This is a genomic window from Roseomonas chloroacetimidivorans, from assembly GCF_049629625.1.
Taxonomy (GTDB): domain Bacteria; phylum Pseudomonadota; class Alphaproteobacteria; order Acetobacterales; family Acetobacteraceae; genus Roseomonas; species Roseomonas chloroacetimidivorans.
In genome coordinates, this window is record NZ_JBNBZS010000015.1 from 97,515 (window position 1) to 122,099 (window position 24,585).

Consider the following 24,585-nt stretch of genomic DNA (forward strand, 5'->3'; position numbering starts at 1 on the left):
TTCCCTAGCTCTTGGAGACGCCCCAGAAGAAGGGCAGCGGCCCCTTGACGATACCCGACACGTTCCGGCGCCAGGCGGTGTAGAAGGTAAAAAAGCCCGTCGGGCAGTAGATCACATGGTCCATGGCCGCCCTGTTCAGTTCCGCCATAGCGGCCTTTTCCTGTTCAAGCGAGGTGGCGGCGAACCAGGCGTCGCGCTTGGCCTCCACCTCGTCGCTCTTCGGCCAGCCGAACCAGGCACCGTCGCCATTCGCACGGATAGCCGTATAGGCAGCCGGGTTGATGCAATCCGCGCCCGCATGCCAGGAGAAGAAGATGTTCCAACCACCCTGGCTCGGTGGCGTCTTCACGGCACGGCGGCTGCCCACCGTGCCCCAATCCGTCGCGACGTAGTCGACATTCATGCCGATCTTCTTCAGCGCCTCGCTCGTCACGTCGCCCTGCGCCTTGGTGATCGGCTGGTCCTGCGCAACCAGCATCACCACAGGTTCGCCCTTGTAGCCGCTCTCCAGCAGCAGCTTCCGAGCAGCTTCGTAATTGCGGGGCCCCTTGAGCAGATCGCCTCCCGCCTCCGAATAGAGCGGCGTGCCGGGGGTGAAGTAGCTGGGCAGGCGCTTCCAGGTACTCTCGTCGTCACCCGCCAGTGCGCGCAGCACGTCCTCCTGGCTGATCGCCATCAGCACAGCCTGGCGCGCGCGCACATCATTGAAGGGCGGGTGCAGATGGTTCATCCGCAGCGCACCGATATTGCCCAGCGGGTCAGCAATATCGGCCTGAATGTTGCGGCTTCGGCGAAGCTGCGGGATCAGGTCGCTGATCGGATTCTCCCACCAGTCCACCTCGCCGTTCTGCAGCGCGGCAGCGGCCGTCGCGGCATCGGGCATCACCACCCATTCCACGCGATCAATCAGCGCGCGCTTCCCGCCTGCGAGCCAGGAGGCGGGCTCGCTGCGCGGCTGATAATCATTGAACTTCTCGAAGACAGCCTTGGCACCCGGCACCCATTCCTCACGCTTGAAGCGGAACGGGCCGGAGCCAACGAACTCGGTGATCTGCTGGAAAGGATCGGTCTGTGCAATCCGCTCGGGCATGACGAAGCTGCAGGGCGCGTTGTTCTTCGCCAGTGCCAACAGCATTTTCGGGTAAGGCTGCTTCAGCGACCAGCGGAAGCTGGTGTCGTTCACCACCGCCAGTTCGTTCTGGATGGCCCGGATCATCTGCCCCATCGGGTCGCGGACCGCCCAGCGGTTCAGGCTGGCCACCACGTCCCGCGCGAGGACCGGGGAGCCGTCATGGAACTTCAGCCCAGGACGCAGCTTGAAGGTCCAGACCAGCCCATCGGAGGAGACCTCCTCGCTCTCCACCATCTGCCGCTGGGGCTGAAGCTTTTCGTCCACGCCGTAGAGTGTGTCCCAGACCATCGCCGCGGCGTTGCGGACCACGTATTGGGTGCCCCAGATCGGGTCGAAATTCGCCAGGTTCGCCTGCGGCACGAAGCGCAGGGTCTTCGCCGCGGCCCCCTGGGACAGCGCCGGCGAGGCAAGACCCGCCGCGGCCAGCCCCGGCCCGACCTTGAGGAACGAACGACGATCCATCCTTCAAACCCCCATCTGGGCCGGCCTTCGCCGTGCCACCTGCCCTGTAGGGCCAGCCTGCCGCAGTTCGGCTGGCCGCGCCACCTTATCCGCGATGCCTAGCACGGCGCGTGCCAGCTCTCGGATCGTATCGATGTTCCATCAGGCCCGGAGCGCCTCGTTGCCCTCTGCCCGCGATCGCCGGGCAGTCCATCGAAGCCGAGCGGAAGGTGAGGCAAGCCCCCACCGCCTGACCCCTCGGATTTGCCCCGAGGCGCTCGCCCACGGCCTGCTCCAGCTTCTCAGGCCCGCTTGATGTTCCAGAACATGGCGAAACCGGGCACACGGTCACGCAGGTCGCGCCGGATGCTCGTGAGGGATTTGTAGGCCCCAACCGGGATGTAGGGGACCTCGTCCATGGCAATGCGCTGCATCTGCTGGCCGATGCGCTTCTGCTCCTCCAGCGTCGGCGCCACGAACCATTCGTCCCGCAGAGTCTCGAGCTGCGGGATATCCGGCCAGCCCGGCCAGGCATTCGCGCCATTGCCGCGCAGGGGGAAATGAGCGGAGGGATCGACAAAGTCGAAGGACGAGAACGAGGTGAGGATCATGCTCCACCCGCCCTTGTCCAGGGGCTCACGGCTCGCACGACGCTGCACCGTCGTGCCCCAATCCGTCAGCACGATATCGGCGTTGAAGCCGAGCCGCCGGACGAGGTCCGCCGCGACCTGGGTCATGGCCGAAGGAGCCAGGATGTCGGTCGGTCCCACCAGCCGCATGAGTTGATTGGTGTAGCCGGCCTCGCGCATCAGGGCCTTCGCGCGATCCAGGCTGCGCGGCCCCCAGAGTGGCTCCATCCCGACATCGCTGGCCAAGGGCGTGCCCGGGGTGAAGACACCGGCCTTCTCCCACAGGCCCGGCTCCGTGCCGACGATCGCCTGCATGAAATCCGCCTGGTCGATCGCGGGCAGCAGCGCCTGGCGCATCTTCTTGTCGTTGAACGGCGCGAAGAGGTGGTTGGGCCGCAGAATTCCGATCAGCGGCAGCGGATCGATCGGCTCGATCGAGATGGCGCGGTTGCGGCGGAGAAGCTGCTGGATCTCGGGAGGTGGCTGCTCGAACCAATCGATTTCCCCCGCCTGCAGCGCGGCGGCGGAAGTCGAGGCATCAGTGATGATCTGCCACTCCACCCGGTCGAAGAACACGTTCTTCGGCCCGGCCGTCAGGCTCGGCGTGCCAACCGGGGTGGGACTGTAATCGGGGTTGCGCTCATAAACGACGAGGCTGCCCGAATTGAACTCGTCCCGCTTGAAGCGGAAGGGCCCGCTGCCGACCGTTTCCCGGATCTGCTGGAAGGCATCCGTGGCGGCGATGCGCTCCGGCATGATGAAGGCTGGGCTGTTGCTGACCTGTGCGAGCGCCGAGAAGAGGAAAGGAAAGGGCCGCTTCAGCCGGAACTGTAGGCGGCGGTCATCCAGGGCCGAGAGCTCGTCCACGAACTCTGCCAGTTTCTGGCCAGAGGGCGAGCGGCGCATCCAGCGCTTGAGGCTCTGCACGGCATCCGCCGCGCGCACCGGCTCCCCATCGTGGAATTTCGGCCCCTGGCGCAGTGTGATGATGACGCGCTTACCGTCCTCCTCGACCGAACTTCCCTCGGCAAGCTGCGGCTGCGGCTGGAACTGGGAGTCCATGCCGTAGAGGTTGTCATAGACCATATACCCGTGGTTGCGGGTGATGTTGGCCGTGGTCCAGATCGGGTCCAGGCTGGTCAGGTTGGCCTGAGGCACCATTTTCAGCACCCGGCTACCGGCCGCCTGGGCGATAGCCGGCGCGGAAGGCAGGGCACCGGCCACGAACGCACCCGCGCCCGCGGCCGCCAGAAGGTGGCGGCGTCGAATCATCCAACCTGCTCCCCGTTGTTACGGACATGTGAGCAGGAGGCGGGGCCCCGGGGCAAGCCCGGCGGCCCCACTGTTGCAGTGGCGGCTCAGGTCGTCTTCTGCACGTTCCAGAACATCGGGAACCCCTTGGGTACACCCGACAACCCACGGCGGTAGGCAGTAGCCTGGAAGTACTGGCCCAAGGGCAGATAGGGCACCTCCCGGAAGGCCTCAGCCTGGATGTCGCGAGCGACCTTTTGCTGGTTCTCCAGATCCGGCGCGTCGAACCAGGCGTTCCGCAGCTCCTCAACCTTTGGCATGGTCGGCCACCCGAACCAGGCATTCTGCCCGTTGCCGCGCAGGGGCTGATTTACTCCAGGATTGATCATGTCCAACCCGGCAAAGAAGGTGAAGAACAGGCTCCACCCGCCCTTCTCCGGCGCCTCCTTGCTTGCGCGGCGCTGAACCACGGTACCCCAGTCGGCCGAGACAAACTCCACATTCATCCCGCACTTGGTCAGCATGTCGTGCCCGACCTGTGCCAGCGCGTTGAGCGAGGGGAAATCGGAGGCTGCCATCAGCACGACCTTCTCGCCCTTGTAGCCGGCCGCAGCCAGGTCGCGCTTCACCTTCTCGAAGTCGCGCGGGCTGGTCAGTGCCTCCATACCCACATCGCTCGCCAGCGGCGTGCCGGGCGGGAAGAAGCCATTGCCGTCCTTCCACAGCGAGCGGTCTGTGCCGATCACCGCCGTCATGTAGTCGCCCTGCACCACGCCGCCGAGCAGCGCACGGCGGATGGCGGGGTTGTTGAATGGCGGGTGCAGGTGGTTGAAGCGGGCGATGGCGCAAAGCCCGGTGGGGTCCGGGATTTCCATCACCACGTTGCGGTTGCGGCGGAGCTGCGGCTGCAGATCGGCGGTGGGCTGCTCCCACCAGTCCATCTCGCCATTGGACAGCGCCGCGGCAGCTGTGGAGGCGTCGGGGATCACGTGCCACTCGACCCGGTCGAGATGCACGCGCTTCGGCCCGGCGGTCCAGCTCACCGTACCGTCCGCGCGCGGCACGTAGTCGGCAAACTTCTCGTAAACGGCCAGCGAGCCCGCCACGCGCTCATCAGCCTTCCAGCGGAAGGGTCCGCTGCCGATCATTTCGCGCACCGGCTGTGCGGGGTCGGTCTTCGCCATGCGCTCGGGCATCATGAAGCAGACCGGTGTGCTGGGCTTGCCCAGCGCAGAGAACAGCATCGGGAAGGGCTGCTTCAGGCGGAACAGGATTGTGCGGTCGTCCGGCGCCTCCAGCGCATCGGTGCGCACCATCAGCGCCTGCCCGATCGCGTCACGCGCGGCCCAGCGGCGGATGGAGGCGACGCAGTCCTTCGCCAGCACCGGCGCGCCGTCATGCCACTTCAGCCCCTCGCGTAGCCGAATGGTGACCCGCTTGCCGTCCTCTTCAACCGTGTGCCCCTCAGCCATCTGGGGCTGGGCATTGAAGTCCTCATCAAAGCCATAGAGCGTGTCGAAGACCGCGAAACCGTGGTTGCGCGTGACATAGGCGGTGGTGATGATAGGGTCCGTCACCGTTATGTCGGACTGGGGGATAAACTTCAGCACCCGGGCTCCGGCCGTCTGGGCCAGGGCGGGGCGGGACAAGCCAAGCGGCGCGGCCAGGGCCAGGCCGGCGCCGCCGGCCAGGAATCGACGACGATCCGTGGGCATACGCTCTACCGTTCCTTCCGGTGGGAGGGGCAGAGGCAAGCGCAGGCCCGCTGCCGGCGCAAGCCCCTGCCCCTCACTCCCACCGGCTCGAAGCTTGCCCTTTCCCCGCACCAGGCCCACGGCTAAACGAAGCGCGATGAATGCGTGCCCCCCTCTTGTCGATGCGCTGCTGCCGCCAGCCCGGCGTGCCCTGGCCGTGCAATTCCTCCGATTCGGAGTGGTCGGCACGGCAGGCTTTGTTGTGGACACGGCAGTGCTCTACGGGCTGCTGGCCATTGGCGGTGGGCTTTATAGCGGCCGGATCCTCTCTTATGTTGCCGCTGCAACGGCAACCTGGGCCTTGAACCGCATTTGGACCTTTCGCACCGCCCAGGGGCCCGACGGCCGCGCTGGACTGGGCCGCCAGTGGCTGATCTTCCTGGCGGTGAACCTGGTGGGCTTTGCACTAAATTATAGCACCTATGTCCTGATGGTGGCGAACCTGCCCCTGGCGGCAGCCGACCCCATCCTGGGGGTGGCAGCCGGCGCCCTGGTCGGGATGACCGGAAACTTTCTCCTTTCCCGCCGCTACGTCTTCGGCGCGCAATGAACCTGCTGCGCACGGCCGTTCTCGTCCCCTGCGATAATGAGCAGGCGACGATCGCGGCTGTGGTGGGCGGCTTCCAGGCCGCCCTCCCCGGCGCGGTTATTCATGTCTATGACAATAATTCCACGGACCGGACGCGGGAGGAAGCGGCAGCCGCGGGCGCCGCGGTCTGGACAGAGCCCCTCCAGGGGAAGGGCAACGTGGTCCGCCGTATGTTCGCCGACATCGAGGCGGATGCTTACGTATTGGTGGACGGTGATGGTACCTATGACGCGGCGGACGCCCCGGCCATCTGGACCCGTCATTGCGGAATCGGCTTGATGTGGTTACCCGCGTCCGCGTCACGGAGGTTGAGAGCGCCTACCGGCCAGGTCACCGCCTCGGGAACTGGGCCCTGACGGGGGTGGTCCGCGCCCTCTTCGGAAACCGCTCGAGCGACAAGCTCTTGGGCTACCGCCGCTTCGTGAAGTCCTTCCCGGCCCTGGCTGGCGGATTCGAGACGGAGACCGAGTTCACGGTCCACGCCCTGGAGCTGCGCCTGCCAGTAAGCGAGCTGCCCACGAGCTATGGCGAGCGGCCTGCCGGTTCCGCCTCAAAGCTGCGGACCTATCGTGACGGGCTTCGAATTCTTCGCCTGATCATCGCCTTGGTCCAACGAGAAAGGCCTCGGCTGTTTTTCGGGACAATCAGTATTTTGCTAGCAATATCGGCGCTGGCCCTACTCCTGCCGGTGTTCGAGACTTATATGGCTACCGGCTTGGTGCCTCGGCTGCCGACCTTTATCGCCTCCGTGACACTGATGCTTCTTTGTTTTTTCTCTCTTTGTTGCGGGCTCATCCTGGACACGGTCACACGCGGACGCATCGAGGCGAAACGGATCGCGTATCTGGCGGTCCCGGCTCCCTCGCTGGCGGGGAATGATACGGAGGCGGCTCCTATGTCCCTCCGATCCGGATCAATGTCCGCCAGATAATTCGCACCTTTTCGGTTCACCTGTGTTATCGGCCCGTCAACGGCGCTGGGGTCAGCGGCGTTGTTTCCTCCGGCCGCACGTCTCGGAGCGTGAAATAGTATGGCATTGCAGACACCACGATCGGATATTCTGTCGCGCGCCCTGACAGCGTGCCGTACGCAGTTCGCGGTCGTTGGCGTCTTCAGCCTGGTCCTGAACCTGCTGCAGCTGACGATCTCGCTCTACATGATGCAGGTGTTCGACCGGGTCCTCGCGACCCGCAGCACGGACACATTGCTCTGGCTGACGGTGGTGGCGATCTTCGCCATTGCCGTCCTCTCCCTGCTTGAGGGCGTGCGGTCCCAGATCATGCAGCGGCTCGCGACCTGGGTAGAGGCCCGGGTGGCGCCGGAGGGCTTCGCGCGGGCGCTGGAAGCGACCCTGCGGAACCGTCCCTACCGGATGGAGGCGCTGCGGGATCTTTCGGTCTGCCGCAACTGGCTCTCCGGGGCCGGGGCGCTCACGCTTTATGACGTGCCCTGGGTGCCCGTTTACCTTGCTGTTATCTTCCTGCTGCACCCGATCCTGGGCTGCATCGCCCTCGCCGGCGCCGTCATCCTCTTCGCCCTGGCCCTGACCAGCGAACTGGCTACCTCCGGCCCGCTGCGTCAGGCCGGAACGGCCGGTATCGCCGCTCAGAAGCGTGCCGATGCCATTGCGCGCAATGCCGAGGCCGCGGACGCAATGGGCATGCTGCCTGCGCTGCTGCGGGTCTGGCAGACCACGACCGCCAAGGCCCTGCCCCTTCAGGACCTTGCCGCCACCCGCTCGGCGATGCTGATGGGGCTGACGAAGTTCGTTCGCTTGGCTGTCCAGATTGCCGTGCTGGGCGTCGGCGCATATCTGACCCTGAACCAGGAACTCACCTCGGGTGCCTCCATCGCCGGATCCATCATCATGGGCCGGGCGTTGGCGCCGGTGGAGCAGCTGATCGGCGGCTGGAAGGCGCTCGTGAATGTCCGCCAGGCTCTGAAGCGCCTGCACGGCTTTCTCGCCATGCCCCGCATACGGCCGGACGGCGAGCCCCTGCCCGCCCCCAAGGGCCGCCTGACCGCAGAACGTCTGACCTGGGCCGTCCCCGGCCAGCAGAATGCGGTCATCAAGGGTGTGTCCTTCACGCTGGAGCCGGGCGAGGTCCTCGGCATCATCGGCCCGTCGGGCTCCGGCAAGACGACGCTACTCCGGCTCCTGGCCGGCACCCTGCCGCCGATCGCCGGAAGCGCCCGGCTGGATGGGGCGGACCTCTCGACATGGCCGCGCGAGGATCTGGGCCGCTATATCGGCTACCTGCCCCAGGATGTGGAGCTGTTCGAGGGCACGGTCTTCCGCAACATCGCCCGGCTGCAGGAGGAGGTGGACCCGGACGAGGTCTACCGCGCGGCCACGCTCGCCGGTTGCCATGAGGCGATCCTGCGGCTGCCGCAGGGCTTCGAAACGGAGATCGCCGACGGGGCCCCATCGCTTTCGGGAGGGCAGCGGCAGATGGTCGGTCTGGCCCGCGCTTTCTTCGGCAATCCGCGCCTGGTCATTCTCGACGAGCCCGACAGCAGCCTGGACGGTGATGCCGAGGCGCGGCTCCGCGAGGGGCTTGCGACCCTGAAGGCGACCGGCACCACCATCGTTCTCGTCAGCCACCGCCCCTCCCTTATCCAGGGCGTCGACAAGGTCCTGGTAATGCGTGACGGCGCGGCGGAGCTCTTCGGCCCGCGGGCTGAGGTGCTGAACCGCCTGCGCGCGCCGCGCGCCATACCGCCCGGGCAGCAGCGGCCCGGCCCCAGCCTTCCCGGAGTGGCCGCATGAGCCTGTCCCTCCCCTCCCCGAGCCTTCCCGCCCCCCGCACCCCGGAAGCCGGGCTGCCGGCCATCGCCATGCCCCGGCCACGCACCGGCGGGCCCATGGTGCTGGGCTTGGCCGCGCTGCTCACCTTCGTGATCGGGCTCGCCGCCTTCACCGTTTTTGTGCCCCTGAGCGAGGCCGCGATCGCACCCGGCATCATCAAGGCTGAGGGCAGCCGCCGCACCATCGCCCATTTGGAGGGCGGCATTGTCCGCGAGATCCTTGTGCGTGACGGCGATGCGGTGAAGACCGGCCAGCCACTGATGCGGTTGGACGACGTTCAGGCCGCCTCGAACCAGGAAGCGCTGCGCGCCCAGCGCTGGGCGCTGCTGGCGCAGGACAGCCGCATCGCTGCCGAGATCGCGGGCGCCTCTGAGATCGCCTTCGCCCCCGCCCTGCTCCAGTCCGATGACCCCCGTGCGCGTGAGGCCATGAATGGCCAGCGCGTGCTCTTCGCGACCCGCCAGGCGAATCTGCGGAGCCAGCTCCAGGTACTGGAGTCCCGGAGCCTCCAATACCAATCCGCCGTGATCTCGGCCGAGGCGCAGATCAACGGCCAGGTCCGGCAGCTCGAGCTGCTCCAGCGCGAGGAAGCGGATGTCCGCAACCTCGTCCGCCAGGGGCTGGAGCGCATGCCGCGCCTGCTCGCACTCCAGCGCCAGATCGCCTCGGCGGAGGGCAGCATCGGGGACCTGCGCTCTCAGGTGAACCGGGCCAAGGCCCAGATCGGGGAGGCCCAGGCCCAGATCCGCCAGGTGCTCGACCAGCGCATGCAGGAGGCCTCCACCGAAGCCCGTGACGTCCGCGCCCGGCTGAACGACACGGAGGAGAAGCTGCGTGCGGCCAATGACGTCTCGGCCCGCCGCGACATTCTGGCCCCGGAGGACGGGACGATCCTGAACACCCGCTTCTTCAACCCCGGCGCCGTGGTCCGCCCTGGCGAGCCGGTGATGGAACTGGTGCCGGCCCGCGACCGCCTGATCGCCGAGGTGCGGGTCGCCCCCAATGATATCGACGTGGTTCATCCCGGCCTGCTGGCGGAGGTCCGCCTGCCCGCCTTCAAGCAGCGTCTGGTCCCCTTCCTGAACGGGGAGGTGACCGTGGTCGCCGGCGACGTGACCACGGAGGAGCGCACAGGCCGCGAGTACTACCGCGTGCAGGTGCGGATCGACGAGGGCCAGCTGAGCCGGCTGGAAAACGTCGAGCTGCGCCCAGGCATGCCGGTCGAGGCCCAGATCCAGATCGGAGAGCGTTCCTTCCTCCGCTACCTGATCCAGCCGATCCTCGACAGCTTCCACCGCGCCTTCCGCGAGCAATAGGAGCTTCCATGGCCGATCTTCCGACCCTTTTCACCGATGGCGTCCTGGAGGCTACCGTCCGCCACGGCGTCGCTCGCATCAAGCTGGGCGTGCAGGAGGGCGACGGGAAGCCGACGCCCACCGGCCTGCTGGTCATGCCTCTGACCCAGCTTCCCGGCCTGGTGGGAACCCTGACCCGGGTCATGCGAGAGGTGGAGGCCAAGGCCAAGGAACAGCAGCAGGCCGCGACAGCGGCAGGCCCCGCGGCTGAAAGCAACGATCCGCCAACCACGTTCCGCTTCAGCTGAACCCTGGAGGGCCGCGGGCCTCGAAGGTCCGGGGTCGTCCCATGGCCCGCCCGGGACAGCCCAGCGAAGCTGGTGTCAGACCCTCACCCACGCTTTAGCCGGGCGGACCATCAAATGCGGCTGGGCCCCCTGGCGGAGCTCCCCGCGGAGGGAGATGCTGGGTGATGGTGATCCGTCTGCCCTGCTTCCTTCTCCTCGCTGCCTTTGTGGCCGGCCCGACCCAGGCACAAGCGCCGAGCTGGTCCAGCGTGGCCGGCCCAACCGCCGGACCAGCGCGAAGCATCGGCAGCGCCTCCCTTGGCTGTATCAGCGGAGCGGTCGCTCTGCCTACAGAGGGTCCGGGTTGGCAGGCTGTCCGCCTCTCCCGCAACCGGAACTGGGGACACCCGGTGCTGATTGCCGCAATCCGCAGCTTGGCCGGGCGGGCGCGGCAGGCCGGCTTACCGGACCTATGGATCGGTGATCTGGGCCAACCGCGCGGCGGGCCGTTGCCCTATGGTCATGCCAGCCACCAGTTCGGGCTGGATGTCGATATCTGGCTGGACCTCTCCCCCAAGCCACTGACCCCTGTCCGGGCCCGGGAGAACATCCCGGAGCAGTCCCTGGTCCTGCCCGACCAGTCCGCCGCTGACCCTCATCTCTTTACGGCAGCCCATGCGCGCCTGATCCGGATGGCCGCGGAACTGCCCGGGATCGACCGGATCTTCGTGAATCACGGCATCAAGCGCAGCCTCTGCGCCGCCCATGCCGGCGAGCCCTGGCTGCGCTATGTGCGCCCCTGGCGAGGCCATGACAGCCACATGCACATCCGCCTGCGATGCCCGTCGGGCAGCCCGGACTGCCACGACCAGGCACCACCGCCCCCGGGTGATGGGTGCGACGCCAGCCTGGACTGGTGGCTCTCCCCCGAGGCGCGCCATCCGGTACCACGCAGCGGCCCTCCGGCTCCCCGCCCGCGCATGCCGGCAGCCTGTGCCGGGATTCTCTCGGCCCACTGATCAGTCCCACGCGCGGAAGGCGTCGACCACGCGGCGCAGGCCCTCGGGGGCAACCAGGATCACGTCGAAGCGCATACCGGCCTCGCCATGATTGGGATTGGCCGCGAGCCAAGCCTCGGACGCAGCCATGATCCGCGCCTGCTGCCGCGCCGAAACCGCGGACGCGGCCTCGGCCAGGCTCGGCCGGGCCTTTACCTCGATAAAGGCGAGCAAGCCCGCACGCTCGGCGATCAGGTCCAACTCGCCATGCGGGGTGCGGACGCGCCGGGCGAGCACCGTCCATCCGCGCGCCTCCAGCGCTGCGGCGGCTCGGGATTCGGCGTCCAGGCCCCGGCGCTCGGCGGCGCGGCGGGCATCATCCTTGGCATGCGGGTCCACCCTGCCAGGATAGCCGCTTCATCTTCGGATTCGGCCATGCGCGTTCTCATTGCCGTCCTGCTCCTTCTCGCAGGCCCAGCCCTCGCCCAGGCCCCGGCGCAACGGCAGATGGTGGCGGCGGCGCATCCCCTGGCCGCCGAAGCCGGACTGGCCGTGCTGCGGCAGGGCGGCACCGCCGTCGACGCCGCCATCGCCGTTCAGGCCGTGCTCACCCTCGTCGAGCCGCAGTCGAGCGGCATCGGGGGCGGCGCGCTCCTGCTGCATTGGGATCCGGCGGCCGGCTCGGTGACGGCTTTCGACGGCCGCGAAACCGCCCCGGCCGCGGCCCGCCCGGATATGTTCCTGCGCCCGGACGGCACGCCCCTGCCCTTCTACGATGCCGTCCTGTCCGGACGCAGCGTGGGGGTGCCGGGCACCGTCGCGATGCTGGAACTGGCCCATCGCCGCCACGGCAAGCTGCCTTGGGCTTCCCTCTGGCAACCCGCCATCGCCCTGTCAGAGGAGGGCTTCCCCGTCTCCGAACGGCTGGCCGAGGCAATCGCGGCCGATACGGCGCGCCTCGCACGCCACCCCTCCACCCGCGACTACTTCCTGCATGGCGGCACAAAGCCGCTCGCAGCCGGGGAGCGTTTGCGGAACCCGGCCTTGGCAGAGACGTTCCGTCGCATCGCCGAGGAGGGCTCGCAGGCCATGCTGCGCGGCCCGATCGCCGCCGCTATCGCCACTGCGGTGCGCGGCCATGGCGAGGGCGGGCTGATGACCACGGATGACCTCGCCGCCTATGTGGCCAGGGAGCGACAGCCGGTCTGCTATCCCTATCGCGCCTTCCGGATCTGCGGCTTCCCGCCGCCCTCCTCGGGCGGCATCACCGTTGGTCAGATCCTCGGCCTGCTTGAGTATTTCGACATGCCACATCTCGACCCGCGTGGCGCGGAGGCGGCGCATCTTCTCGCCGAGGCCGGGCGCCTCGCCTATGCCGACCGTGCGCAGTACCTCGCGGACACGGATTTCGTTCCGGCCCCGCTACGCGGCCTCCTCGACCCGGCCTATCTCACCCACCGTGCGCAGCTTATCTCGCCGGGCCGCGCCATCGCGGAGCCGCAAGCAGGCAATCCGCGCTGGCGGGAGACCTCGCTCCAGGCACCCATGCCGGAGCAGGTCGAGCACGGGACCAGCCATGTCTCGGTTGTCGACGCGGCCGGCAATGCTGTTTCCATGACCACCACAGTCGAGGACGCCTTCGGCGCGCGGCTGATGGTCGGCGGCTTTATCCTGAACAACGAGCTTACCGACTTCTCCTTTCGCCCGGATATTGGGGGCCGCGCCGTGGCCAACCGCGTGCAGGGCGGCAAGCGCCCACGCTCCTCCATGTCGCCCAGCCTCGTCTTCGACGGGGCGGGCCGCCTCTCAGCCGTGGTCGGCTCGCCCGGAGGCGGGCGGATCATTGGCTATGTCGCACAGGCCCTGATCGGAATGCTCGATTGGAACCTGCCGCCGCAGGAGGCGGTGTCCCTGCCGCATATCGGCACGCTCGGCGGCGCGGTGGAGCTGGAGGAAGCGACACCGGCGGCCGAACTCGCCCCGGCCCTGCAGTCGCGCGGCCACAGGGTCGAGATCCGTCCCATGATCTCGGGCCTGCAAGCCATCCGCGTGACCCCGCAGGGGCTGCTGGGCGGGACCGACCCGCGGCGCGAGGGCGTGGCGGTCGGCGACTGACCTGCCAACCGCCATCGCCGCCGCGCGCTATTTGGCTGAATCCGGAGAAACGCCATGCACCGCGCCACCCTCGCCCTGCTCGCCGCCATCGCCGTCGCCGGCCCCGCCTCGGCGGCCGAGGACACGGCGCAGATCGGCTATGTGAACACCGCGCTGACCAATCTTGGCCTGACCCGCAGCCATCGGATTGTCGTCGAGCGCTTCGAGGACCCCGAGGTGCGGAACGTAGCCTGCTACATCAGCCAGGCGCGCACCGGCGGCATCTCCGGCATGGTCGGCATCGCGGAAGACCCGGCGCGCTTCGCCCTGGCCTGCACCGCAACCGGGCCGGTGGAGATCCTGCCCGGCGCGGCGCGCGGGGAACGCGGCGAGGTGGTCCATGAGCAGTCCACCAGCTTTTTCTTCAAGGAAACGCGGGTCCACCGCTTCGTCGACGAGCAGCGGCAGGTCGTGACCTATCTCGCCTGGTCCACGAAGCTGGTCGAGGGATCGCCCTTCAGCGCCGTGGCGGTGGTGCCGGTGGGGGCGGCGCCGGGCCGGTAACCGCCCTCGCCTCAGGCCGCAGCACGCTCGCCGAAGCCGTCGCGGCCTTCCTCGACCGCGTGGCAGGCCACCAGCGTCTGCGGCGTGCCGCGCGCGGCGATCAAGGCAGGGCGCTCCGCGCGACAGCGGTCATTCGCCAGTGGGCAGCGCGGGTTGAAGGTGCAGCCAGAGGGCGGGTTGATCGGGCTCGGCACCTCGCCCGCCACGGGCTGGCGCTCCGTCCCCGCGCGGTCCAGGTCCGGGATCGCCTCCATCAAGGCCCGCGTATAGGGGTGGCGCGGAGTGGTGAAGAGCGTCTCGGCCGGCGCGGATTCCACGATCCGCCCGAGATACATCACCCCCACCCGGTCGCTGACCTGCCGCACCACCGCGAGATTGTGGGAGATGAAGAGGTAGGTCAGCCCGAGTTCGCGCTGCAGCCCCTTCATCAGGTTCAGGATCTGCGCCTGAACGGAAACGTCGAGCGCCGAGGTCGGCTCGTCGCAGACCAGGAACTCGGGGTTGGAGGACAGCGCCCGCGCGATCGAGATGCGCTGCCGCTGGCCTCCGGAGAACTCATGCGGGAACCGGCTGCCATCGGCTGGGGAAAGCCCAACCTGGCGCAACAGGGCCCCCACCTTCTCCCGCAGCGCGGCGCCGCCATGGGCAATTCCGAAGGCGCGGATCGGCTCCCCGACGATGTCGGCCACCCGCCAGCGTGAATTCAGGCTGGCATAGGGATCCTGAAAAATCATCTGCATCCGGCGGCGCTGCGCGGTGGATTTCCGGGCCTCCGCCAGATCCTGCCCCTCAAACAGCGCCGCACCGCCGCTCGGCTCATAAAGCCCGACCGCAAGCCGTGCGACGGTGGACTTGCCGCAGCCACTCTCGCCCACCAGCGACATGGTCGTGCCACGCGGGATGGCGAAGGAGACTCCATCCACGGCGCGGAGCGTGCGCCTGCCCTCGCGCGAGAAGAGGCGCTGGAGGACCGGCTTCGACACGTCGAAATCGCGGCTGAGCTCGCGCGCCTCGAAGATCGGAACAGACTCAGACATGGTCCCGCTCCCGTGGCGCATGGCTGTCAAAAAGCCAGCACGCGGCCCGCGTCTCCTTTGCCGGGATCAGCTCCGGCCGTTCCACCCTGCAGCGATCGAAGACATGGGGGCAGCGCGGATTGTAGGCACAGCCCGGCGGAATCGCGTTCAGGCGCGGCATGGCGCCATCGATCTGCGGCAGGCGGTCCACCTTGTGCGAAAGCGGTGGAATAGAGGCCATCAGCCCCGCCGTGTAGGGATGCGCCGCCGTCTTCACCACCGCCCGCACGGGCCCGATCTCCGCCACCCGGCCGGCATACATCACCGCCACCCGGTCGGCCGTCTCCGCGATGACGCCCATATCGTGGGTGATGAGCATGACGGAGGTGCCCTTCTCCCGCGTCAGGCGCTTCAGCAGGGCGATGACCTGCGCCTGGATCGAGACGTCGAGCGCCGTGGTCGGCTCATCCGCCACCACCATCTCCGGCTCGGCGCAAAGGGCGAGCGCAATCACCACGCGCTGCCGCATGCCGCCCGAGAACTGGTGCGGGTAGGCGTCCACACGCTCGGAAGCCGCGGGAATGCCGACCGCCTCCAGCCAGCCGATCGCGCGCCGGCGCGCTTCCGCCGCGTCGATGTCCAGATGCGTCTGCATCGTCTCGATAAGCTGGCGGCCAATCGTATAGAGCGGGTTCAGCGTCGTCAGCGGATCCTGGAAGATGGCGCCGATCCGCTTGCCCCGGATCTTCCGCATCTCGCGCGGCGGCAGGTTGTCTATGCGTTGGCCACGCAGAAAGACAGACCCGCCGGCCACCCGCCCCGGCGGCTCCAGCAGCCCGATGATAGCGGCGCCCGTCATGGACTTTCCGGCGCCGGACTCCCCCACGACTCCCAGCACCTCGCCGGGCGCGATATCGAAGGACACCCGGTCCAGCGCGCGCAGGATGCCGCGGCGCGTCGGAAATTCGACGACGAGGTCCCGGACCTCGAGAAGCGGGGCCATCAGCGAAGCCTCGGGTTCAGCGCGTCACGCAGCCAGTCGCCCAGCAGGTTCACGGAAAGCACCATCGCGACGAGCGCAAGCCCGGGGAATATGGTGATCCACCACTCGCCGCTGAACAGGAAGTCGTTGCCGATGCGGATGAGGGTTCCAAGCGAGGGCTGGGTCGGGGGCACACCGACGCCGAGGAAGGAAAGCGTCGCCTCCGAGAGAATGGCGAGGCCGAGATTGAGCGTGGCGAGCACCAGTAGCGGGCCCAGCACATTGGGCAGCACGTGGGTCAACATGATCCGAGCCGGCGAGATGCCGATCACCCGCGCGGCCAGCACATATTCCTTGTTGCGCTCCACCATCGCCGAGCCGCGCACCGTACGGGCGAATTTCGGCCATTCGGAAATGCCGATCGCGACGATGACGACATAGACGGCAAGCTGGTCATGCACCTCCCGCGGCAGGGCGGCACGGGCCACCCCGTCCACGAGCAGCGCGACAAGGATATTGGGGAAGGTCAGCTGCACGTCGGCGATGCGCATCAGCACCGCATCCACCACCCCGCCCGCATAGCCTGCGATCAGCCCGAGCAGCACGCCCACGACCAGCGCGAAGGCCGTGGCCGAAAGGCCCACGAACAGCGAGACCCGCGCGCCGTACATGATGGCCGAAAGCACGTCGCGGCCCTGGTCGTCCGTGCCGAAAGGGTGGGCCCAAGCCCCCTCGTCCATGAAGGCCGGCGGGTTGAACGCGTCCATCAGGTCGAGGCTGGCGAGGTCGAAGGGGTTGTAGGGCGCAAGCCAGGGCGCCGCGAAGGCACCGATGATGCAGACCAGCGCCACGATCGCGGAGACCACCGCCGTCGGCGTGGTGCGGAACGACCAGAACAGGTCGCTGTCGCGCAAGCGGGCGAGCGCGGCCATGCCGTCAGTGCCCCCGCCCGGCGCGAAGCCGGGGGTCCACGGCGTAGTAGAGAAGGTCCACCACCAGGTTGATCAGCACGAACACCGCCGCGATGAGGAGAAGATAGGCCGCCATCACCGGGATGTCGGCCGAGGACACGGATTGGATGAAGAGCAGCCCCATGCCCGGCCACTGAAATACCGTCTCCGTGACGATGGAGAAGGCGATGATGGAGCCGAGCTGGAGGCCAATGATGGTGATCACCGGCACCAGCGTGTTCCGCAGCGCGTGGCCGAAATGAATGGAACGGTCCTTCAGCCCACGCGCCCGGGCGAATTTCACGTAGTCCGACCGCATCACCTCCAGCATCTCTGACCGGACGAGCCGCATGATGAGGGTGAGCTGGAACAGCCCCAGGGTGATGGAGGGTAGCACCAGCGCCTTCAGGCCGGAGGCCGTCAGGAAGCCCGTGCTCCACCAGCCCAGCTGCACCGTTTCCCCGCGCCCGAAGCTCGGCAGCCAGCCCAGCCACACCGAGAAGACGAGGATCAGCAGGATGCCAATGAGAAAGGTGGGCAGCGACACGCCAATCAGGCTGAAGGTCAGGAAGGCGCGGGAGAGCCAGGACCGCCGGTAAAGCCCGGTATAGATCCCCATCGGCAGCCCGACCGCCAGCGCCACGACAGAGGCGCACAGCGCCAGTTCCAGCGTCGCCGGCGCGCGCTCCAGAATCAGCTCCGCTACCGGGCGGGACAGGCGGTAGGAAAGGCCGAATTCCCCGTGCAGCGCATTCCCGATGAAACGGAGGAACTGTACGGGCACGGGCTGGTCGAGCCCGAGCGCCGCCACCAGCGCGTCGCGCTGCGCCGGGGTGAATTCCTGGCCAAGCATGGTTGCGATCGGATCACCCACGAAGGCAAAGAGGGCGAACGCGATGAGGGCAACGGCCAGCATGACCGGTACCGCTTGCAGGATGCGCGAGATGACAAAAGCGAACACCGGCGTGGCCTAGCGGAGCACCGCGGGCGCGTCCAGAGCGCCGGGCGGGAACGCGACGAACTTCACTTCCATGGCGCCCTGACCTCCTGCCTCCCGCTGGACCAAACCCGCCGCGGTCAGTGGCATAGCCTAAGCAAACACCGCACCAGGGCCGGCCACTACATGCCCGTAGGCCCCGTCCGGGTCTGCCCCTCCTGCGTCCACTCCTTGATGATGGAAAAGGCAACAGCCAGCAGCACCGGGCCAAGAAACAGCCCGAGGAACCCAAAGGCAAAGGCCCCGCCCAGCGCACCCAGCAGCGTCAATAGCAGCGGAAGGTCGGCCCCGCGGGAGATGAGCCAGGGCCGGATGAAGTTGTCGACCGAGGAAATACCGAAGGCACCATAGAGCACCATGAAGATGCCCCAGCCCGTGCTGCCGCTTGCCAGCAGCCAGATCGCGGCGGGAATCCAGACCACCGGCGCACCGATCGGCAGGATGGAGATCACCCCGGCCAGCATCCCCAGCAGAACCGGCTGCGGCACGCCCGAGATCCAGAGGCCGAAGGCCGTCATGGCACCCTGCACCACCGCCGTCCCCAGCAGCCCATAGACCACGCCGCGTGTCACCGCGCCTGTCAGGATGACAAGCCGCTGCCCACGGTCGCCCGCGATCCGCTCCGCGGCGCTCTCCAGGGCCCCGGCCATGCGCGCCCCGTCGCGGTAGAAAAAGAAGGTCAGGAGGATGGCGATCAGCAGCTCCGCCACGTTCGAGACGATGGCCAGGATCAGGTTCAGCGCCATCTGGGCCACACTGCCGGCATAGGGGCGCAGCATGCTGAACAGGCTGCCAATCCCGAGGTCCACCGCCTCAAAACGCTCCCGCAGGAAGGCGCCCAGATAGGGCAGCCGCCCGACCATCTCGACCAGCGCAGGCAGCCCGTCGGTCAGGAAGCCCTGGATCGCGTTCCGGATGTTATCGATGTCTTCCCGGCTGGTGGGCGCCGCCACGGCCAGGGGCACGCCGATCACCACCATCATCGCCGTCACCATCACCCCGGCGGCCCAGGACGGCCGGAGTCCCCCCCGGTCCATGAGGAAGCGATAGGCGGGCCAGGTCGTGAAAGCCAGGATCGCCGCCCAGAGCAGGGCCGAGAGGAACGGCCTCAGTACCAGGAAGCACCCGGCCAGCAGCCCTACCAGCGCCGCCACCCCGATGAAGCGGATCACGAACTTCTTGTCGTCCGACATGATGGCTCCCGCGATGGGCCGAAGGGCGTCGCGCAGTTCCTTATCGCCCGGCTTCGCGCCGCGGCCAACGCGCCCTTCTTCCCGCCGGCTGCCCTGCCACCGCATCCAGATGCCCCTCCGGGACAGGCCGATTTGGGCGGGCGGCCGAATCGCGTTAGCCTCCCCGCACGGCTGTCCGGTGCGATCAGGGGCCGGGGGGAGGTCATCCGCTTGCCGCGCTTCGCCGCCAACCTGTCGCTCATGTTCACCGAGGTGCCTTTCCTCGAGCGCTTCGCCCACGCACGGGCTGCAGGCTTCGCGGCGGTCGAGTTCCTCTTTCCCTATGACCATCCGGCGCGGGAAATTCGGGACCGTCTCGACGCGGCGGACCTTTCCGTCGTGCTCTTCAACGCCTGCCAGCGAGACTGGCAAAACGGCGAAAGGGGCATTGCCGCCCTGCCGGGGCGCGAGGCGGAATTCCGCGACGCCATGGCCCGCGCGCTCGACTATGCGGGGGTGCTCGGCTGCTCCCGGCTGCATGTCATGTCGGGGCTGGCCCCCTCGGGCGTCGCGCGGGACAGCATGACCGCCACGCTCGCCACCAATCTCGCCTGGGCTGCGGAGCGCTGCATCGCCCAGGGTGTGAAGCCGCTGATCGAGCCGATCAACCACCGCGACATCCCCGGATATTTCCTGAACACCACGGCCCAGGCCGCCGCGATCATTGAGGCGATCGGCCCCGAGCGCGTCGGGCTACAGTTCGACCTGTACCACGCGCAGATCACCGAGGGGGACATCACCCGGCGCTTCGAGGCGCTGCTGCCCCTCATCACCCACGCCCAGATCGCCGACACGCCCGGCCGGCACGAGCCCGGCACAGGCGAGGTAAATTGGCCCTTCGTCTTCGCCCGGCTGGACGCCATGGGGTATCGCGGCTGGATTGGCTGCGAATACCGCCCGGCCGGCATCACAGAGGACGGGCTGGGCTGGTTCGCCCCGTACCGCGCCTGACAATCAAAGAAAGGACGCCCCGCATGAAGATCGGATTCATCGGCCTCGGCATCATGGGCCGCCCTATGGCGCTCCACCTGAAGAATGCCGGGCATGAGGTTCTCGTCCCCGATCGCCGCAGCCTGACTGACGAGATCCGGAACGCCTGCACCGTCCTGCCCTCCCCGGCCGAGGTGGCGAAGGGGGCCGAGGTGGTGATCCTGATGGTGCCCGACACCCCTGATGTGGAGGACGTGCTCTTCGGCTCCGGCATGGTGGCCGATGCGCTCAAGCCCGGCACGCTGGTCATCGACATGTCCTCGATCAGCCCCACTGCCACGAAGGACTTCGCCGCCCGTATCCGGGAAAAGGGCTGCGACTACCTCGATGCGCCGGTTTCCGGCGGCGAGGTCGGCGCCAAGCAGGCGAGCCTGACGATCATGGTGGGCGGCCCCCAGGCGGCCTTCGATCGCGCGCTGCCGCTCTTCCAGGCCATGGGGAAGAACATCACCCTGGTTGGCGAGGAGAACGGTGCCGGGCAGACCACGAAGGTCGCGAACCAGATCGTTGTCGCCCTCACCATCGAGGCCGTAGCCGAGGCTCTTGTCTTCGCCTCGAAGGCCGGGGCCGATCCCGCCAAGGTGCGCCAGGCGCTGATGGGCGGCCTCGCCACCTCCCGCATCCTGGAGCTGCATGGCGAGCGCATGATCAAGCGGACCTTCGATCCTGGCTTCCGCATCGCGCTGCACCAGAAGGACCTGAACCTCGCTCTGCAATCAGCGCGGGAACTCGGGGTCGCCCTGCCCAACACCGCCTCGGCCCAGCAGCTTTTCTCCGCGGTGTCGGCCGCGGGCGGTGCGCAGCAGGACCATTCGGCGCTGGTGCGGGCGCTGGAGATCATGGCCGGGCATACAGTCGGGTGAAGCCGCGGCGGCTGCCTCCCGGACGGTCCGGGAGCAGCCCTTGGCGACGTGACGAGAAGCGCCGAGGACACGGTGCTTCTTGTTCCGCGGTCGAAGCGTTACATTTACACTGACTCGTCCAGTATTGTGAGATACTGCGCTTCGGACTCCGGCCCAGCCAGTTGCCGCGCAAGGAGCGGACCATGCGTTTCGCAGATATCGGACAGCAGTTACGGGCCTACCGCCTCGAATCCGGCCTTCGGGCGGAGGAGATCGCGGCGCGGCTGGGCGTCTCACGCGCGGCACTCTATCGCTATGAAAAAGGCGAGGTCATCAAGCTGGATACGATCCGGCGCCTCGCGGAACTGCTTAAAATCTCTCCTCTGTCCTTGCTCGGGATCGGGGTGGAGTATTTCTCCCGCCCGCTCGCCCTGCAGGAGCGCCTGCGGCAGATCGAGGAGGACACGGAGCAGCTTCTCCAGCTTGGCGGCGCCTTCTGCACGCTGGTGACCACGGAGGCGCATGACAGCGCCCTGGCCGAGGCCTTTGCCGAGGCGGCAGAGAATGCCGCCGACCGGATCCCATTCCGGGCTGCCGCGGAACAGGCGCTTGGCGTCCTCGCCGCTCGCAAGCGGCTCTACCAGTCCCGCCGTCCTTCCATCATCGCCATGGTCAGCGAGCGCGCGCTGCGCAACGCCCTTGCCGACGGTATCGCGCCGGCGCTGCAGCTTTCGGAACGGGTTCGCCAGCGTTGCCGCCTCGCGGCACGAACCGAGGCGGAGAACATCGCCACGCTGATGGACAGCGTACCGATGGGCGTGCAGCTCGGCCTGCTGACCGAGGCTGAGCCGAGCGGCGACTTCGTGGTGATGCGCGGGCGGGACCGTGCCCATGTCTGCTCCAGCCCCTTCGCACCGGACAGCCCGCCCATTGGGGCCGTCGGCGTCGGCACGGTGACAGCAGCCGACGAGGCGGTGTCCATCCATCAGCGGGTGGCGGAGAGCGCATGGCGCGAGGTCCGCAAAGGCAGCGACGGCGCGGCCCGCATCCGCCTCCTGCTCGCGGAAGCGCGGATGCACTGAAGGGCTCTCAGCCCCCGCCAAGGTCCAGATAGGCTTCCAGAACCTCCGGATCCTCCGTCCGCCGGGTCGCGAATCCGATGGCACGGACGAAGCGCAACATGGGGGCATTATCGGCCAGAACCTGGCCTGCGATGTGCCGAAGCCCCTTGCTCCGGCCCCACTCAACCAGCCGCCCCATCATGTGCCGTGCGAGGCCCGTACCCTTCCAGGCGGCGTCCACCAGGATCGCAAACTCGCCCCCGCCGGCCTGATCGAGCACCAAGCGGGCTGTTCCGGCGATCATCCCGCCATCCACGGCGGCAAAGGCCATCTCCCGATCGTAATCGATCTGCGTCAACCGGGCGACCTGCGCCGGCGGCAGCTCCCGTAGCCGGTTGAAAAAGCGGTAGCGCACATCCTCAGGCGACACGCGCCGCACGAAGGCCGCAATTCCCTTGGCATCCTCGGGCCGGATCGGGCGGATCACGGCCGTCCGTCCATCCCGCGCCGTGAAGCTTCCGGTCAGCTCGGCGGGATAGGGCGGGATGGCCAGAAAGCTGACCTCCCCGGCCGGGCGCAGGCGGAAATTCGCATCCAGCGCCACCACGCCACCAGGCCCCGCACGCAGCGGGTTGATGATGACCTCCGCCACTTCCGGAAAATCGACGGCGAGCTGGGACAGGCGCACCAGGGCATCGGCCAGCCATTCCCGTGGAACCGGCGGATGGTCGCGCCAGCCGTCCAGCAGCCGCGCCATGCGGGTGCGGCCGATCATCGCCAGAGCCAGGGCGCGGTTCAGCGGTGGCAGGTCATGCGCCTCATCGGCATCAATCCCCGCCGCCGTGCCGCCCCGGCCGAAGCCGATCCAGGGGCCGAACATCGGATCATCGGCCAAGCGCAACCGGACCTCTTCGCCCACAGCGGCCTGGCGCTGCAGCATCCAGCCGCGCGGGCGCAGGCCGGGGCGGTCAGCCGCAAGCCGCGCGGTCACCATGGAGGCGGCTGCGCGCAGCGAAGCCGCGTCACGCAGGTCGAGCACGACGCCGCCAACTTCCGTCTTGGCCGGCAGCTCCTCGCTCAGCACTTTCAGGACGACAGGCCAGCCCAGCTCCTCGGCTGCCGCCACGGCGCGGTCCAGGGTGGTGGCGGTGCGATGGGCCACGGTGGCAAAGCCATAGGCATCGAGCACATCCAGGGCCTCAGCCTCGTCCAAGGCCAGCCGCCCCTCGGCCCGCACCGCCGCGAACAGAGAAGCAACCCGCGCGCGGTCGGGCGTGACCTCCAGCACATCGCTCGGTGGCAGCTCAGCGGCCGCGGCGCGGTTGCGCCGGTCCTGCGCGAGATGCAGCGCGCCCCGCACCGCCGCCTCCGGCGTCGCAAAAACGGCCACGCCACGCGCGCCGAGTATGCGCCGCTGCTGGTCCGCCGTCGCCTGGCCGAGCCAGGCTGCCAGCACAGGCGCGGCCCTGCCGCCACGGCCCGAGGCGCTGGCCGCCGCCGCCAGGGCCTCGGCCGCGACAGCCGGGTCCTCCTCCGCAGGGGCATGGATCGCAACCACCGAGTCCACGGTCAGCACGGCCGAAAGCAGCGCGGCCGCCTCGGCCAGCCGGTGTCCCTCCCCCATCGGCAGCGCCAGAGGGTTCTCGCCGGACCAACCGCCGGGCAAGGCGAGGTCGAGCATCGCGCGCGCGTCGGGCGGGATGACGGCCAGCCGCCCACCGCCGCGCAGCGCCGCGTCAGCCGCCATCTGCCCGGGGCCCAGCCCATTAGCCACGATGGCAATGCGGTCGCCACGCATCCCATCCGGGCCCGCACGCAGCGAGGGCTTCACCCGCGCCAGGGTCTCGGCCGCGGAGAGCAGATCCTCCAGCCCCTGCACGCGCAGCACGCCGGCACGGCGCAGCGCGGCGCCCATCACCGCATCGGCCACTTCACGCCCGGCATGGCCGGGCCTCTGCGCCACGACCGGACGGGTTCGCCCCGCCGCCCGGGCGGCGGAGATGAAGCGCCGCCGGTCCTTGATGCGCCGCAGGTCCAGCAGGATGGCGCCCGTGCCGGCATCGCGCGCCAGCCAGTCCAGCCCGCCGGCGAAGCCGTAATCGGCATTTGTCCCGATACCGGCAATCAGGGTGAAGCCGACCGCCTCGCCTTCAGCCCAGTCGATCACGGCACGGGCAAGGGCCGAGGACTGGCAGAGCAGGGCAAGCCGTCCCGGCCGCGGCGCGATATGGGACAGGGAGGCGTTCAGCCCGGCGGGCGGAATGCAGAGGCCGAAGGAGTGTTCGCCCAGCGCCCGCACACCGGTCCGCGCGCAGATCGCGGCAAGACCCGGCGCTGCGCCGATCACCACGGTGGCAAAGCAGCCCCGCGCCGCGAGGCCCGCCATGGCCGTTTCCAGCGCCTCGGGCGGAAGACAGAGCACACCGAGATCCGGCGGCTCGCCCAGATCCTCCAACGTGGCGGCGTGGTTGAGCCCGGGCCAGACCGGGCCCACCGCGTGCAACTGCCCCTTGAACCCGCCCGCAGCAAGGTTGCGTGCCAGGATGGAGGAGGCCGGGAACGCCGGATCCGCCAGCAGCGCCACCCGGCGCGGCGCGAAGAGAGCCGTGTCGCGGAAGCCGGCCGCCAGCCCATGGCCAGAGACGGAGACCGGCAGCGCCATCGGCCGCGGC

22 protein-coding genes are annotated in these 24,585 nt (G+C 68.4%); 12 read left to right on the forward strand and 10 right to left on the reverse strand.

Annotation, left to right across the window (positions count from 1 at the left end):
• Positions 1 to 4 precede the first annotated feature (4 nt).
• The 3 genes from ACO1BU_RS13660 to ACO1BU_RS13670 all read right to left on the reverse strand — a co-directional run bounded on the left by ACO1BU_RS13660 (position 5) and on the right by ACO1BU_RS13670 (position 5,168).
• On the reverse strand, positions 5 to 1,594 hold the full coding sequence (locus ACO1BU_RS13660; protein ID WP_424136504.1) for an ABC transporter substrate-binding protein: 1,590 nt from the start codon (positions 1,592 to 1,594) through the stop codon (positions 5 to 7).
• Between the two features lie 281 nt (positions 1,595 to 1,875).
• Positions 1,876 to 3,474, reverse strand: a complete 1,599-nt coding sequence (locus ACO1BU_RS13665) for an ABC transporter substrate-binding protein (RefSeq protein ID WP_424136505.1) — start codon at positions 3,472 to 3,474, stop codon at positions 1,876 to 1,878.
• Positions 3,475 to 3,560: 86 nt separating this feature from the next.
• Positions 3,561 to 5,168 carry an ABC transporter substrate-binding protein gene (locus ACO1BU_RS13670; protein WP_424136506.1) on the reverse strand — a complete coding sequence of 536 codons (1,608 nt, stop codon included), beginning with the start codon at positions 5,166 to 5,168 and terminating at the stop codon, positions 3,561 to 3,563.
• Between the two features lie 136 nt (positions 5,169 to 5,304).
• Here ACO1BU_RS13670 and ACO1BU_RS13675 point away from each other — a divergent pair, with 136 nt between their 5' ends.
• From ACO1BU_RS13675 to mepA, 7 genes are all read left to right on the forward strand, one after another.
• Positions 5,305 to 5,757 (forward strand): GtrA family protein, encoded by a 453-nt coding sequence (locus ACO1BU_RS13675; protein WP_424136507.1) that lies wholly within the window; start codon positions 5,305 to 5,307, stop codon positions 5,755 to 5,757.
• Positions 5,754 to 6,152, forward strand: a complete 399-nt coding sequence (locus ACO1BU_RS13680) for a hypothetical protein (protein WP_424136508.1) — start codon at positions 5,754 to 5,756, stop codon at positions 6,150 to 6,152. The genes ACO1BU_RS13675 and ACO1BU_RS13680 overlap by 4 nt, the downstream gene beginning before the upstream one ends.
• 5 nt (positions 6,153 to 6,157) lie before the next feature.
• A complete protein-coding gene (locus tag ACO1BU_RS13685; RefSeq protein WP_424136509.1) occupies positions 6,158 to 6,727 on the forward strand; it encodes a hypothetical protein in 570 nt (189 codons plus the stop codon).
• A gap of 99 nt (positions 6,728 to 6,826) precedes the next feature.
• Complete coding sequence (locus ACO1BU_RS13690) at positions 6,827 to 8,566, forward strand: type I secretion system permease/ATPase (RefSeq protein ID WP_424136510.1); 1,740 nt, start codon at positions 6,827 to 6,829, stop codon at positions 8,564 to 8,566.
• Positions 8,563 to 9,921: an HlyD family type I secretion periplasmic adaptor subunit gene (locus ACO1BU_RS13695; RefSeq protein WP_424136511.1), complete on the forward strand. Its 1,359-nt coding sequence runs from the start codon at positions 8,563 to 8,565 to the stop codon at positions 9,919 to 9,921. The genes ACO1BU_RS13690 and ACO1BU_RS13695 overlap by 4 nt, the downstream gene beginning before the upstream one ends.
• An 8-nt stretch (positions 9,922 to 9,929) precedes the next feature.
• Positions 9,930 to 10,208 carry a hypothetical protein gene (locus tag ACO1BU_RS13700; protein WP_424136512.1) on the forward strand — a complete coding sequence of 93 codons (279 nt, stop codon included), beginning with the start codon at positions 9,930 to 9,932 and terminating at the stop codon, positions 10,206 to 10,208.
• A gap of 164 nt (positions 10,209 to 10,372) precedes the next feature.
• Positions 10,373 to 11,206, forward strand: coding sequence for a penicillin-insensitive murein endopeptidase (gene mepA, locus ACO1BU_RS13705; protein WP_424136513.1), 834 nt, complete (start codon positions 10,373 to 10,375; stop codon positions 11,204 to 11,206).
• Here mepA and ACO1BU_RS13710 read toward each other — a convergent pair whose 3' ends face one another.
• Positions 11,207 to 11,584: a YraN family protein gene (locus ACO1BU_RS13710; protein ID WP_424136514.1), complete on the reverse strand. Its 378-nt coding sequence runs from the start codon at positions 11,582 to 11,584 to the stop codon at positions 11,207 to 11,209.
• A gap of 36 nt (positions 11,585 to 11,620) precedes the next feature.
• On the opposite strand from ACO1BU_RS13710, the gene ggt reads away from it, so the two are divergent.
• Together ggt and ACO1BU_RS13720 are read left to right on the forward strand one after the other, a co-directional pair.
• Positions 11,621 to 13,300, forward strand: coding sequence for a gamma-glutamyltransferase (gene ggt, locus ACO1BU_RS13715; protein ID WP_424136515.1), 1,680 nt, complete (start codon positions 11,621 to 11,623; stop codon positions 13,298 to 13,300).
• Positions 13,301 to 13,354: 54 nt separating this feature from the next.
• On the forward strand, positions 13,355 to 13,843 hold the full coding sequence (locus ACO1BU_RS13720; RefSeq protein WP_424136516.1) for a CreA family protein: 489 nt from the start codon (positions 13,355 to 13,357) through the stop codon (positions 13,841 to 13,843).
• 11 nt (positions 13,844 to 13,854) lie between these two features.
• Here the strand turns inward: ACO1BU_RS13720 and ACO1BU_RS13725 are convergent, their stop codons facing one another.
• From ACO1BU_RS13725 to ACO1BU_RS13745, 5 genes are all read right to left on the reverse strand, one after another.
• Positions 13,855 to 14,880 carry an ABC transporter ATP-binding protein gene (locus ACO1BU_RS13725; protein WP_424136517.1) on the reverse strand — a complete coding sequence of 342 codons (1,026 nt, stop codon included), beginning with the start codon at positions 14,878 to 14,880 and terminating at the stop codon, positions 13,855 to 13,857.
• Positions 14,873 to 15,862, reverse strand: coding sequence for an ABC transporter ATP-binding protein (locus ACO1BU_RS13730; protein WP_424136518.1), 990 nt, complete (start codon positions 15,860 to 15,862; stop codon positions 14,873 to 14,875). Before ACO1BU_RS13730 ends, ACO1BU_RS13725 begins: the two co-directional genes overlap by 8 nt.
• Positions 15,862 to 16,773 carry an ABC transporter permease gene (locus tag ACO1BU_RS13735; RefSeq protein ID WP_424136519.1) on the reverse strand — a complete coding sequence of 304 codons (912 nt, stop codon included), beginning with the start codon at positions 16,771 to 16,773 and terminating at the stop codon, positions 15,862 to 15,864. The genes ACO1BU_RS13730 and ACO1BU_RS13735 overlap by 1 nt, the downstream gene beginning before the upstream one ends.
• A gap of 4 nt (positions 16,774 to 16,777) precedes the next feature.
• Positions 16,778 to 17,752: an ABC transporter permease gene (locus tag ACO1BU_RS13740; RefSeq protein WP_424136520.1), complete on the reverse strand. Its 975-nt coding sequence runs from the start codon at positions 17,750 to 17,752 to the stop codon at positions 16,778 to 16,780.
• Positions 17,753 to 17,910: 158 nt separating this feature from the next.
• Complete coding sequence (locus ACO1BU_RS13745) at positions 17,911 to 19,086, reverse strand: AI-2E family transporter (protein WP_424136521.1); 1,176 nt, start codon at positions 19,084 to 19,086, stop codon at positions 17,911 to 17,913.
• Positions 19,087 to 19,191: 105 nt separating this feature from the next.
• Here ACO1BU_RS13745 and otnI point away from each other — a divergent pair, with 105 nt between their 5' ends.
• The 3 genes from otnI (at position 19,192) to ACO1BU_RS13760 (ending at position 21,934) form a co-directional block, all read left to right on the forward strand.
• Positions 19,192 to 19,971: a 2-oxo-tetronate isomerase gene (otnI, locus tag ACO1BU_RS13750; RefSeq protein ID WP_424136522.1), complete on the forward strand. Its 780-nt coding sequence runs from the start codon at positions 19,192 to 19,194 to the stop codon at positions 19,969 to 19,971.
• 23 nt (positions 19,972 to 19,994) lie between these two features.
• Positions 19,995 to 20,873: a 2-hydroxy-3-oxopropionate reductase gene (locus tag ACO1BU_RS13755; RefSeq protein WP_424136523.1), complete on the forward strand. Its 879-nt coding sequence runs from the start codon at positions 19,995 to 19,997 to the stop codon at positions 20,871 to 20,873.
• Between the two features lie 182 nt (positions 20,874 to 21,055).
• Positions 21,056 to 21,934, forward strand: a complete 879-nt coding sequence (locus ACO1BU_RS13760; protein ID WP_424136524.1) for a helix-turn-helix domain-containing protein — start codon at positions 21,056 to 21,058, stop codon at positions 21,932 to 21,934.
• Between the two features lie 7 nt (positions 21,935 to 21,941).
• Here ACO1BU_RS13760 and ACO1BU_RS13765 read toward each other — a convergent pair whose 3' ends face one another.
• Positions 21,942 to 24,575, reverse strand: coding sequence for a bifunctional acetate--CoA ligase family protein/GNAT family N-acetyltransferase (locus ACO1BU_RS13765; protein ID WP_424136525.1), 2,634 nt, complete (start codon positions 24,573 to 24,575; stop codon positions 21,942 to 21,944).
• Positions 24,576 to 24,585: the final 10 nt, after the last annotated feature.